Raw genomic sequence first — 12,000 nt, 5'->3', positions numbered from 1 at the left:
GGCTTTTCAATGGTCTGCACCATGGCTTCCCTCCGCGCACTGCTGACCTCCGCGCGCTCCAGGTACGGCCCCGGGCCGGCGGCCGGCCACCCGGAGCTGCCGGCGGACGACGCGGTGATGCTCGACGCCCCCGACGGCGGCCTCTCCCCCGCGCTGGTGGCCGCGGCGCTGGGGGACTTCGAGCCCGCGGCCAAGCTCCTCGCGACCACGCGGGACGCCGGGGACTGGGAGGCGCGCGACCGCGTCCTGGCCCGGCTCGTCGCCTTCGCCCGCAGCCGTGACGACTGGCTGACCGGGTGGCTGGCCGCCGCGCCACGGGACCCCGACGCCCTTCTGGTCAAGGCCTCGCTGGCGGTGCGCCGGGCCTGGGACTCGCCCGCCCACGCCGAGCTGCTGCGCGAGGTGGGCCCGCTGATCACCGCGGCGGCGGACGCCGAGCCACGGGACCCGGTGCCCTGGCGTCTGGCGCTCGACCACGCCCGGGGCACGCACGCGCCGCACACGGTCTTCGAGTCGCTGTGGGAGCAGGCCGTGCGCCGGGCCCCGCACCACTACGGCAGCCATGTCTCCGCACTGCGCTACCTCTCGGCCGAGTGGTACGGCTCCCACCGCGAGTGCTTCGACTTCGCCGAGCGGGCGGCCGAGGACGCCGCGGCCGACTCCCTGGTCCAGGCGCTGCCGGTCCGGGCGGCCTTCGCCCTGCTCCGGGACGAGGAGGCGACGGCGCGGGCGACGTCCGTCCAGCGGGACCGGGTGGACTCGGCCGCCGATCTCGCGATCGGCTTCTCCGCCCGCTTCCCCGTGGCGGACCCCTGGCCCGCGGAGGTGCGGAACCTCCTGGCCTGCGTCCTGGTCGCACGGGGCCGGGCGGCCGAGGCGCTGGAGGAGTTCCGGCGGATCGGACCGTACGCGACCTCCTTCCCCTGGGCCACGGTGACCGGTGAGGCGCTCGGCGGGTTCCTCGCCGCGCGGGCGGATGTCAGGGCGCGAGTCGCCTCGGCCGCCGCTTCGCGCGGGAGGCCGGAACACGGCGGCCGCCGCGGCCATTAGGCTTGGCGGCTGTGACCACCGCTCGCCTGCCCCTCTTCCCGCTGAACGCGGTGCTGTTCCCCGGCCTCGTGCTGCCGCTCAACGTCTTCGAGGAGCGTTATCGCGCCATGATGCGCGAGCTGCTCGAGATCGACGAGGACGAACCGCGCCGCTTCGTGGTGGTCGCGATCCGCGACGGCCGCGAGACCGCTCCGACGGCCACCGGGATGCCGGACACCGCGGCCACCGCTCCCGCCGTGGAGCGGGCACCCGCCGACGGCTTCGGCCCCGATCCCGTCCAGACCTTCCACCGCGTGGGCTGCGTCGCCGACGCGGCCAAGATCCGTGAACGCTCCGACGGGAGCTACGAGGTCCTGGCGACGGGGACCACCCGGGTCAGGCTGCTCTCCGTCGACGCGAGCGGCCCGTTCCTGACGGCGGAGGTCGAGGACCTGCCCGAGGACCCCGGCTCCGCCGACGGGGACGACACGCCCACGGACGAGGCGGGCGCCCTCGCCGAGGGCGTCCTGCGGGCCTTCCGCAGCTACCAGAAGCGTCTCGCGGGGGCCAGCGAGCGCTCCCTGACGACCGGTGCGGACCTTCCCGACGATCCGTCCGTCGTCTCGTACCTCGTCGCCGCGGCGGCCGTGCTGGACGTGCCCACCAAGCAGCGGCTGCTGCAGGCCCCTGACACCGCGACCCGGCTGCGGGAGGAGCTGGCGCTCCTGCGCAAGGAGACCGCCGTCATCCGGCATCTGCCGTCGCTCCCGGCGACCGATCTGACCCGCGATCCCACGCACCCCAACTGACCCGAGGATCTGCCCGGTGGCGAAGAAGTCCAGGAAGCAGCAGTCCGGCGGAACCCCGGCCACGGTCGCGCTGAGTGCGGCCGGGACCGAGTTCACCGTCCACGCCTACGAGCACGATCCCGCGTCCCCGTCCTACGGGGAGGAGGCGGCCGAGGCCCTCGGGGTCTCCCCGGACCGGGTGTTCAAGACCCTGGTCGCCGAGGTCGACGGCGAGCTGGTCGTGGCCGTGGTGCCCGTCGCGGGTTCGCTGGACCTGAAGGCCCTCGCCTCGGCGGTCGGCGGCAAGCGGGCGGCGATGGCCGATCCGGCCGCGGCCGAACGCACCACGGGCTACGTGAGGGGCGGGATCTCCCCGCTCGGACAGCGCAAGCGCCTGCGGACGGTGCTGGACGCCTCGGCCGGGTCGCATGCGACGGTGTGCGTCTCGGCGGGCCGCCGGGGCCTGGAGGTCGAGCTCTCGCCCGCCGATCTCGCCGCCCTGACCGGGGCTTCCCTCGCCCCCATCGGCCGCGCCTGAGAGACCTGCCGCCGGTGTTCCCGGCCGGCGGCCCCGGGAGGGCCTGGGGTCAGGAGTTCCCCTGGCCCTTGTCCGGCCACCCCGGGTACCCGCCGGCGCCCTCGGGCCCGGGGTGCGGGGTCTGCTGCCCCGAGTCGTACGGCGCCCCGTGGTGGACCTCCCACTCCGGCTCGGGGTCCCGCGGCCCGAACAGTGCGGTCAGGCCGAGATGGGCGATCATGGCCGCGACGGGCCAGGCGAGGATCGCCGCCCCCACCGCGTGCAGTTCCAGCGGCGCGTCGAAGGTGACGCCCTTCCCGACCTCCTTGGCGTGGGCCACCACGTCCGAGGTCGGGCCGAACCAGGTGCCGATCCCCCACGCGAGCAGCGAGCCCAGGATCCCGCCCAGGGCGAGCCCGACCACCAGGGGAATGCCTCCGCGCCTGCGGAAGAGGAAGACCGCGGCGCCGGTGACCAGACCGAAGGCGAGTCCGAGCAGGACGAAGGTGCCGTCGGCCCCGATGGCGTCCTCGCTCTCGCTGTTCTTGAGGAACACGGCGGTGTCGTCGGAGACGAGAGGGACCCTGGGCGCCAGCCAGAGCCAGAGCAGGCCGAGCGCGAGCCCCGCGGCCGTCAGCAGCACGGCGATCACCGCGCCCTGTCTGATCTCCGTGCGCCGCTCGTCGCCCGGCCGGCCTCCGGGCACGGCATGCGACCCGGAGGGCGTGGCCTGCCACGGGTCGTTCGGCTGGGGCTGGTGCGGCGGCGTCAACGGTGCGGTCACGGTGCCATCGTGCCAGGCCCGGGACGGCGCCGCTTCACCGGACCGCCGCGCGGCGGTAGGCCCAGGTGGCCGCGGCGAGCGACAGCACCCCGACCGCCGCGCAGACCGCGAGGTCGAGCGCCACGACCGCCCAGTCGGGGTGGGCGTCGAAGGACCGGGACAGCGCCTCGACCCCGTAGGTGGAGGGCAGCAGGTCGCGAGCCCACCCCACGGGTCCGGGAAGCCGCTCGGCGGGCAGCACGCCCAGCAGGAGGGCGGCAGACATGCCCAGCTGCCCCAGCAGCGTCGCCAGTTCCTGCCGGGGCGCCAGCAGGCCGAGCGCGGCGCCCAGCCCGGACAGCGCGGCCCCGGACAGCGGGATGACCGCGACGAGCACCCACAGGTGCGTCATGGGCAGCCCGAACAGCGCGCTCCCCGCGACCGCGGTGACGATCGTGCCGGGCACGGTGAAGGAGGCGTACGCGCCCGCGGCTCCCAGCACGACCGCCGCGGGAGGCACCGGCAGTGTGGCGTAGTGGTCGAGTCCGCCGTCGGCCCGGAGCCGGCCGAAGTACTGGGCCAGCAGGTTGAGCGCGACGAAGGCCACGACCAGCACGCTTGAACCGGCCACGACGGCCCGCGCCTCGGAGCCGCCGTCGACGACCCCGCGCATCAGGACCATGATCCCTACGGACTGGAAGGTCGCCACGAACAGCAGCGGGATGCGGGCGACCCTCGCCCGCGACAGCTGCGCCCGGTAGACGGCGGCCAGCGAGGGCAGCAGTCCGGCGCGCGGCGCCAGGGCGGCCGGGACCGTCCGGGCGGGCGGACCGCCGGGGACGGCGGAGGTCCGCGCCTTCGTCTCGGACACCTGCACGACCTCCGTGGGAACGATGCTCGTCACCTTGCGGCGCCCCCGTCCGACTCCGATACGAATCCCGGCACCTTCACCGTCCTGATCACGCCTTCACCAGTCCCTCGGCAGCCCTGGCGGCGTCCCCGCCGAGGGCGAGGTAGACGTCCTCGAGGCTGGGCGTGGCCAGCGTGAAGTCGTCGAGCGAGGAGAACGCCGCCCCGCCGGTCACCGCGGCGACCGCGGCACGTGCCTCGTCCGGGCCGAGCCGCAGCACCCAGGTACGCCCCGACTCCCGCGCGGAGCCGCGGAGCGCGGCGACCTCCGGGACCTCCAGGGGGGCGCGCTCGCGCCACACCAGCTCGACCCTGACCTCACCGGCCACCCGGGCCTTGAGCCCGGCCGGGGTGTCGCAGGCGATGACCGCGCCGCGCTCCATGACGGCCACCCGGTCCAGGACCGTCTCGGCCTCGATGACGTTGTGGGTGACGAGCAGCACCGTGGTGCCGAGTTCGGCCCTGCGCCGGTCGACGGCGGACCACACCGAGCGCCGGGCGACGGGGTCCATGCCGGTCGTCGGCTCGTCCAGCACCAGCAGGGGGCGTTCACCGACCAGCGCCGTGGCGAAGCAGGCCAGCCGGCGCTGTCCGCCGGACAGCTTGTTCAGCGGGCGCGCGGCGAGCCCGGTGAGGCCGAGCTCCTCCAGCACCTCGTCACGCGCTGCCCGTGCCTCCCGCACGGGCAGGCCCCTCAGCCGCCCGGTGGTCTCCGCGGCGAGGGACACGGTCAGCTCGTCGAGCGCGGTGGACTCCTGCCCGAGGTAGCCGATGAGCCGGGAGGCGCGTTCCGGGTGGCGTACGAGGTCGTGCCCCAGTACCTCGACGCTCCCGGAGTCGGGGCGCATCAGGCCGGTGAGCTGGCGTACGAGGGTGGACTTGCCCGCCCCGTTGGGGCCGAGCAGCCCGAAGATCTCGCCGCGCCGGACGTCGAGGCGTACCCCGTCGGTGGCCCGCACCTCGGGGGTGGCCGCGCGGCCGCGCCGACCGCGGACGGCGGGGTAGGTCTTGACCAGGTCACGCACCGCGCACACGGTCTCGGTCCGCGCCTGTGCCGTGTCCGTAGCCTGTGCTGTGCCCGTACTCACGAGGTATGAGACTACGGGGTCGGATGCCCCGTATTGCGCCCGGGTCCGGGCAGTGCCGCCCCGCTCACTCCCCGGCGGGCACGTGCTCGGCGGCGGCCCGTACGTCGATCTCCCGCCAGAACCCCGCCCTGATGGCGTAGCGGTCGTGCTCGTCGATCTGGTCGTCCTTGTGGGCGAGCAGACCGAAGCGCGCGGCGTACCTCAGCAGTTCTCCGTCGATGCGGTGCGGGATCCGGGGGTACATGGTGGACAGCTTCTGCAGGTGGACGGTCTCCGGGAGGCGTTCCAGCCACCGCCGGGCGAAGACCTGGCCGACCTCGAAGGGGTCGCCGCCGACGGTGGTGATGTCCTCCTCGCGGTCCGCCCACCGCTGTTCCGCGCTGGTGAGCTGCGCCAGGGTGGGCAGGGATGCGGTCTCCGCCGGTTCGCCGAGGGGGCCGCCGCGTTCGACCCAGCCCTTGTCGGAGGACCAGCGCAGTGTGGCGTTGGCGGCGGGCGGCTGGGGGGTGTGCTGCGCCGCCCGGTCGCCGGGGGCGCGCAGGCTCGCCAGGTCTTTGGGGGTCGGGACGCCCTTGTGGCCGGGTGCCGGATGAGGGTGCGGGGCCTCCTCGGGGGCCGGCGTGCGGGTGGCGCCGTTGCGGGCGGCCGCCTGGGCCTCGGAGGCCCGTTCCGCCGAGGCGGCGAGCGCGGCCTCGGGCAGGGGGGCGGAGAGGATCGCGGCGATCTCGGGCCGGGTGACGGGCGCGGGGGCGCACACACCGCCGGTCTCCTTGGCACGTACGGCCTTGGTGATCCAGGCCCGGTCGAGGACCCGCCGTTCGTCGGCCTCGGCGACCAGGTCCTCGGACTGGTTGTAGTCGCCGTCCGCGGCCTGGACGGCCCACAGGTGCACGGCGACGCCGTGTTCCTTGGCGGACATCAGGCCGGGCAGCAGGTCTCCGTCGCCGGTCACGAGCACCACGTCGGAGCAGGCCCTGTTCCTGGCCAGCTCGGTCAGTTCCGCGTGCATGGCCGCGTCCACGCCCTTCTGGGCCCACCTCCCGTCACTGCGGGTGAGGGCTCCCAGCCGTACGGTCACCCTGGGCATGACCCGGAGCCTGCGGTGCTCGGGCTGGGGCACACGGTCGGGGGCGCCGTCGAACCAGTAGATGCGCAGCAGGGGCTGTTGCGTGTCGGCCTCGGCGCGCTCGCGCAGGCCCTGGATCAGGGCCGCGTGGTCGACGGTGATGCGGGAACGGGCGGGCTCTCCGGCCAGCAGACTCGCGGCTGCGCCCAGCAAGTAGCCGGCGTCCACCAGGACGACGCAACGGTCCACGCGTTCCACCCTCTTCCAGTTCGGGAGCGGAGCGGATCGGCGGATCCGGACAGGGGGGTGAGCCCGCCGACCCTGGTTCGCTTACTCAGGGTTTCCTTCGAGTCTGCCCGACGGCAACGGCGTTAAGGTCCGGAACTCGATCATCGGCGTGGCGGATCCGGAAGCGGCGCATGATACCTCGCCTACTACGCTCCGTAATGATCCAACATGCGTCCTTTGTGGTGCTATGTGAGTCTGACAGCGGTTCTGGACCCCCAGATCTCCCACAGGAGGCATGACGATGGCGAAGAACAAGAACCGCAAGCAGGGCAGCCAGCGCGACCGCGCGTCCGCCGCGGAGCGCGGCACCGAGGATGCGAAGTCGGCGGCGTACGAGTCGCAGACCCAGGCGCAGTCGCAGGCGCAGGGCAGCCCGGCCGACGTGGCGCGCAAGCACCAGAAGCGCTTCGGCCACAACTGACGGTTCGCAGGGCCGACAGGCCGAGAAGGGCGCCCCGCCGTCCTTGGGTTCTAGGAGTCGTTGCAACACCCCAGTTCAGGGGATGCAATGGACTTCGAGATCCGTAAGATCCGGACGGCTCAGGGGCCTGTGAAGCTGAGCCGGGAGCGGGAGGCATACTCCCGGCTCGTGCAGCAGGGCGTGAGCAACCGGGAAGCGTGCCGGATCGTCGGGATCAACAGACGGACCGGCCAGAAATGGCGTAACGGCCGCAGCGCCGACCGCAGGCAGAGGGCGGCACCACCGATCCACACGGTGGTGCCGCCCTCCGCTCCGTCCCGGTTCCTGCGTGAGAGCGACCGCATCCACATCGCCGACCGGCTGCGTGAGAAGGCCACGGTGCGCACGATCGCCGCCGAACTCGGCCGCAGCCCCTCCACCATCAGCCGCGAAATACGGCGCAACCGGCATCCGGGCAGCGGCGCTTACCGGCCGCACGCGGCTCAGGCCCGCGCGGATGCCCGCCGGCCGCGCCCCAAGCTCCGGAAGATCAACGACACCCCGGAACTACGGGATGTGGTCCAGGGGATGCTGGACGAGAAGTGGAGTCCGGAGCAGATATGCCAGGCTCTGCGGGCAAGGTTCCCCGACCGGCCGGAGATGCACGTGGTCCACGAGACCGTCTACCAGGCGCTCTACGTCCAGGGCCGGGGGCAGCTGCGACGCGAACTCGCCGCCGCCCTGCGCACGGGCCGCGCCCGCCGCAAGCCCCGCCGGCAGGCCAACTCCCGTCAGCCCCGCTTCGCCACCCCGATGGTCATGATCAGCGAACGCCCCGCCGAGGCTGAGGACAGGGCAGTCCCGGGGCATTGGGAAGGCGACCTGATCATCGGCAAGGACGGCAAGTCCGCCATCGGCACGCTGGTCGAACGGTCCACCCGCTACGTGCTGCTCCTGCACCTGCCGGGCGACCACGGAGCCGAGGCCGTCCTCGGTGCCCTGACGGCCACCGTCCAGACTCTGCCCGAACACCTCAAGCGCTCGCTGACCTGGGACCAGGGCAGCGAGATGGGACGCCATCACGAGTTCACCATCGCCACCGACGTCCCGGTCTACTTCTGCGACCCCGCGAGCCCCTGGCAGCGCGGCTCGAACGAGAACACCAACGGCCTGCTGCGGCAGTACTTCCCCAAGGGCACCGATCTGTCGACCCATCCCCCGGAGCACCTGGCCGCAGTCGCCGACCAGCTCAACCGCCGCCCACGCAAAACGCTCGGCTGGGAAACCCCAGCCGAGCGCCTGCATAAACTCCTCGCGGCCTGATCAACACGACCACGTGTTGCGACGACCCCTGGAAACCGCCGTCGGCAGGGCGCCCTTCTCGTGGGTGTGCCGAGGTCTCAGCCGGCCAGGCAGGACGGGCCGAGCAGCACCTTCAGGTCACCGAAGAGCGCGGGGTCCGGCTTGACGCGGTGCCGGTCGAGCCGGAGCACGGTGGTCTTGCGGGGCCCCTGGAGCCTGATGCGCACCTCGGTGTCGCCCCGGTGGTTGCTGAGGACCTCACCGAGCCGGCTGACCATGGGCGGGGTGACCCGGACCGTGGGGATGGTCAGGACGACGGGCGCGTTCGACCCGGCGTTGGAGATGTCGGGGACCTGCATCTCCATGGCGACCAGGCGCGGCACGTCCTCGCGCTTGTCGAGGCGTCCCTTGACGAAGACGACGGTGTCCTCGACGAGCTGGGTGGAGACCAGCTGGTAGGTCGCGGGGAAGAACATGCACTCGATGGACCCGGCGAGGTCCTCCACGGTCGCGATGGCCCAGGCGTTGCCCTGCTTGGTCATCTTGCGCTGGAGGCCGGAGATGATGCCGCCCACGGTGACGATCGCCCCGTCGGCGTGCTCTCCGCCGGTGAGCTGGGAGATCGCGGCGTCCGACTTGTCGGACAGGACGTGCTCCAGCCCGAAGAGCGGGTGGTCGGAGACGTACAGGCCGAGCATCTCGCGCTCCTGGGCGAGCAGGTAGGACTTCTCCCACTCGATGTCGGAGAACTCCACGTCGAGGCCGAAGCCCGGCTCGTCGCTCGCCTCGTCGCCCATGCCGCCGAAGAGGTCGAACTGCCCCTCGGCCTCCTTGCGCTTGACCTGCACCACGTTGTCGATCATGGGTTCGTGGTGGGCGACCAGCCCCTTGCGGGTGTGCCCCATCTCGTCGAAGGCTCCGGCCTTGATGAGCGACTCGATGGTGCGCTTGTTGCAGACGACCGCCTCGACCTTGTCGAGGAAGTCGGGGAACGTGGAGTACTTCCCCTTGGCCTTGCGGCACCTGATGATCGAGTCCACGACGTTCTGCCCGACGTTGCGGACGGCGGTCAGGCCGAAGAGGATCACGTCGTCGCCCTGGGCGGCGAAGTTCGACTCGGACTCGTTGACGTTCGGCGGGAGCACCTTGATGCCCATGCGCCGGCATTCGTTGAGGTAGACCGCGGACTTGTCCTTGTCGTCCTTGACGGAGGTCAGCAGGGCGGCCATGTACTCGGCGGGGTAGTTCGCCTTGAGGTAGGCGGTCCAGTAGGTGACCAGGCCGTACGCGGAGGAGTGCGCCTTGTTGAAGGCGTATCCCGCGAAGGGGACCAGCACGTCCCAGAGCGCCTGGATCGCCGCGTCGGAGTAGCCGTTCTTCTTGGCGCCCGCCTGGAAGAGCACGAAGTTCTTCGCGAGCTCCTCGGGCTTCTTCTTGCCCATCACGCGGCGCAGGATGTCGGCCTCGCCGAGGGAGTACCCGGCGATGATCTGGGCGGCCTTCTGGACCTGCTCCTGGTAGACGATGAGGCCGTAGGTCAGGCCGAGCGTCTCCTTGAGGGGCTCCTCCAGCTCCGGGTGGATCGGGGTGATCTCCTGGCGGCCGTTCTTGCGCTCGGCGTAGTTCGTGTGGGAGTTCATGCCCATCGGGCCCGGCCGGTAGAGGGCCGAGACGGCGGAGATGTCCTCGAAGTTGTCGGGCTGCATCTGGCGCAGCAGCGAGCGCATGGGGCCGCCGTCGAACTGGAACACGCCGAGGGTGTCGCCGCGGCAGAGGAGTTCGTACGTCTTGGGGTCGTCCAGCGGCAGGGCGAGCATCTCCAGGTCGATGCCCTTGTTGGCCTTCACCATCTTGATGGCGTCGTCCATGATCGTCAGGTTGCGCAGGCCGAGGAAGTCCATCTTCAGCAGGCCGAGCGACTCGCACTGGGGGTAGTCCCACTGCGTGATGGTGACGCCGTCGGTGTGCCGGACCCAGACGGGCGCGTGGTCGACGATGGGCTCGCTGGACATGATCACGCCGGCCGCGTGAACACCCATCTGACGGACGAGGCCCTCGACGCCCTTGGCGGTGTCGATGACCTTCTGGACGTCGGGCTCGTTCTCGTACATCCCCCGGATCTCGCCGGCCTCGCTGTACCGCGGGTGCTTGGGGTCGGTGATGCCGCTGAGGTCGATGCCCTTGCCGAGGACGTCGGCGGGCATGGCCTTGGTGAGGCGGTCGCCCATCGCGTAGGGGTAGCCCAGGACGCGCGCGGAGTCCTTGATCGCGTTCTTGGCCTTGATCTTTCCGTAGGTGCCGATCATGGCGACCTTGTCGGCGCCGTACTTCTCGGTGACGTACCGGATCACCTCGACGCGCCTGCGCTCGTCGAAGTCGATGTCGACGTCGGGCATGGAGACGCGCTCGGGGTTGAGGAAGCGCTCGAAGATCAGCCCGTGGGTGATCGGGTCGAGGTCGGTGATGCCCATGGCGTACGCGACAATCGAGCCGGCCGCGGAGCCCCGGCCGGGGCCGACCGCGATGCCGTTGTTCTTGGCCCACATGATGAAGTCGGCGACGACGAGGAAGTACCCGGGGAACCCCATCTGGATGATGATGTCCATCTCGTACTCGGCCTGCTTCTGCCGGTCCTCGGGGACGCCGTCCGGGTAGCGGCGGCCCATGCCGACCCTGACCTCCTCCTGGAACCAGGTGACCTCGGTGAAGCCGTCCGGGATCTCGAACTTCGGCATCAGGTCGCGCTTCTCGAACATGCCTGCGGTGTCGATCTGCTGCGCGACCAGGAGGGTGTTCGCACAGCCCTCCTGCCAGGCGTCGGAGGAGTCGACGGCGTACATCTCGTCCGTCGTCTTGAGGTAGTAGCCGGTGCCGTCGAAGCGGAAGCGGTCCGGGTCGGAGAGGTTCTTTCCGGTCTGGATGCAGAGCAGCGCGTCGTGCGCGGTCGCCTCGTGGGCGTAGGTGTAGTGCGAGTCGTTCGTCACGAGGGGGGGGATGCCGAGCTTCTTGCCGACCCGCAGGAGGTCGTCTCGGACCCGGCGCTCGATGTCGATGCCGTGGTCCATCAGCTCCAGGAAGTACCGGTCCTTGCCGAAGATGTCCTGGTACTCGGAGGCCGCCTTGACCGCCTCGTCGAACTGGCCGAGGCGCAGCCGGGTCTGCAGCTCACCCGAGGGGCAGCCGGTGGACGCGATCAGGCCCTCGGACCACTGGGAGATGGTCTCCTTGTCCATGCGCGGCCACTTCTGGAGCCAGCCCTCGGCGTAGGCGTCGGAGGAGAGCTTGAAGAGGTTGTGCAGTCCCGTGTTGTTCGCCGCCCAGATCGTCTTGTGGGTGTAACCGCCGGAACCCGAGACGTCGTCGCGCTTCTGGTGCGGCTGCCCCCACTGGATCTTCCGCTTGTGCTTGCGGGACTCGGGCGCGACGTACGCCTCGATCCCGATGATCGGCGTCACACCGGCCTTCTTGGCCGAGTGGAAGAAGTCGTAGGCGCCGTGGAGGTTGCCGTGGTCGGTCATCGCGATGTGCGACATGCCCATCGTGTTGGCCGCCTCGAACATGTCCTTGAGCCGCGCGGCACCGTCCAGCAGCGAGTACTGGGTGTGGACGTGCAGGTGCGTGAAGGGCGGCTTGGTCACGGCGCTGTGCCTCCGGGAGTAGGTGATCGGTGTGGCGCGGGGCCCCTGAGCGAGGGGTGACGGACGGCGGGTGAACGGTCGGGGGGACAGCGTGGAAGTCTACGTCTCCGCGGTCCCGGACGGCGGGCACTCCGGGGTACGGTCACGCGTTGGAAGGGCGGGGACCCCCGTCCCTTTTGTCATGAACGCCCACGCACCAGGAGGCAGCCAGC

General features: G+C 71.5%; 10 protein-coding genes. 5 read left to right on the top strand and 5 right to left on the bottom strand.

All coding sequences use genetic code 11. The features are described from left to right. The first annotated feature begins 9 nt into the window (after positions 1-9). The 3 genes from ACFXOA_RS10045 to ybaK are packed head-to-tail and all read left to right on the top strand — an operon-like array spanning position 10 to position 2,355. Positions 10-1,050, top strand: a complete 1,041-nt coding sequence (locus tag ACFXOA_RS10045; protein ID WP_385024558.1) for a hypothetical protein — start codon at positions 10-12, stop codon at positions 1,048-1,050. Positions 1,051-1,061: 11 nt separating this feature from the next. Continuing rightward, positions 1,062-1,838 (top strand): LON peptidase substrate-binding domain-containing protein, encoded by a 777-nt coding sequence (locus tag ACFXOA_RS10040; protein WP_385024556.1) that lies wholly within the window; start codon positions 1,062-1,064, stop codon positions 1,836-1,838. Positions 1,839-1,854: 16 nt separating this feature from the next. Further along, positions 1,855-2,355 carry a Cys-tRNA(Pro) deacylase gene (ybaK, locus tag ACFXOA_RS10035; protein ID WP_385024554.1) on the top strand — a complete coding sequence of 167 codons (501 nt, stop codon included), beginning with the start codon at positions 1,855-1,857 and terminating at the stop codon, positions 2,353-2,355. A 49-nt stretch (positions 2,356-2,404) separates the two neighbouring features. Here ybaK and ACFXOA_RS10030 read toward each other — a convergent pair whose 3' ends face one another. The 4 genes from ACFXOA_RS10030 to ACFXOA_RS10015 form a co-directional block, all read right to left on the bottom strand. Beyond that, positions 2,405-3,118: an ABC transporter permease gene (locus ACFXOA_RS10030; RefSeq protein ID WP_385024552.1), complete on the bottom strand. Its 714-nt coding sequence runs from the start codon at positions 3,116-3,118 to the stop codon at positions 2,405-2,407. 34 nt (positions 3,119-3,152) lie between these two features. Beyond that, entirely contained in the window at positions 3,153-4,001 is an 849-nt protein-coding gene (locus ACFXOA_RS10025; RefSeq protein ID WP_385024550.1) for an ABC transporter permease, read from the bottom strand. A 55-nt stretch (positions 4,002-4,056) separates the two neighbouring features. Next, a complete protein-coding gene (locus tag ACFXOA_RS10020; RefSeq protein ID WP_385024764.1) occupies positions 4,057-5,040 on the bottom strand; it encodes an ABC transporter ATP-binding protein in 984 nt (327 codons plus the stop codon). A gap of 118 nt (positions 5,041-5,158) precedes the next feature. Then, on the bottom strand, positions 5,159-6,418 hold the full coding sequence (locus ACFXOA_RS10015) for an NYN domain-containing protein (RefSeq protein ID WP_385024548.1): 1,260 nt from the start codon (positions 6,416-6,418) through the stop codon (positions 5,159-5,161). A gap of 271 nt (positions 6,419-6,689) precedes the next feature. On the opposite strand from ACFXOA_RS10015, the gene ACFXOA_RS10010 reads away from it, so the two are divergent. Continuing rightward, complete coding sequence (locus ACFXOA_RS10010; RefSeq protein ID WP_362665696.1) at positions 6,690-6,869, top strand: hypothetical protein; 180 nt, start codon at positions 6,690-6,692, stop codon at positions 6,867-6,869. 87 nt (positions 6,870-6,956) lie between these two features. Then, positions 6,957-8,171, top strand: a complete 1,215-nt coding sequence (locus tag ACFXOA_RS10005; protein WP_385024546.1) for an IS30 family transposase — start codon at positions 6,957-6,959, stop codon at positions 8,169-8,171. 77 nt (positions 8,172-8,248) lie between these two features. Here ACFXOA_RS10005 and dnaE read toward each other — a convergent pair whose 3' ends face one another. Next, positions 8,249-11,788, bottom strand: coding sequence for a DNA polymerase III subunit alpha (dnaE, locus tag ACFXOA_RS10000; RefSeq protein WP_385024544.1), 3,540 nt, complete (start codon positions 11,786-11,788; stop codon positions 8,249-8,251). Positions 11,789-12,000 lie beyond the last annotated feature (212 nt).

The organism is Streptomyces sp. NPDC059166, assembly GCF_042755185.1.
GTDB lineage: Bacteria > Actinomycetota > Actinomycetes > Streptomycetales > Streptomycetaceae > Streptomyces.
Note: the sequence above shows the minus strand (reverse complement) of the source record. Positions and strands in the feature narration are given on the sequence as shown.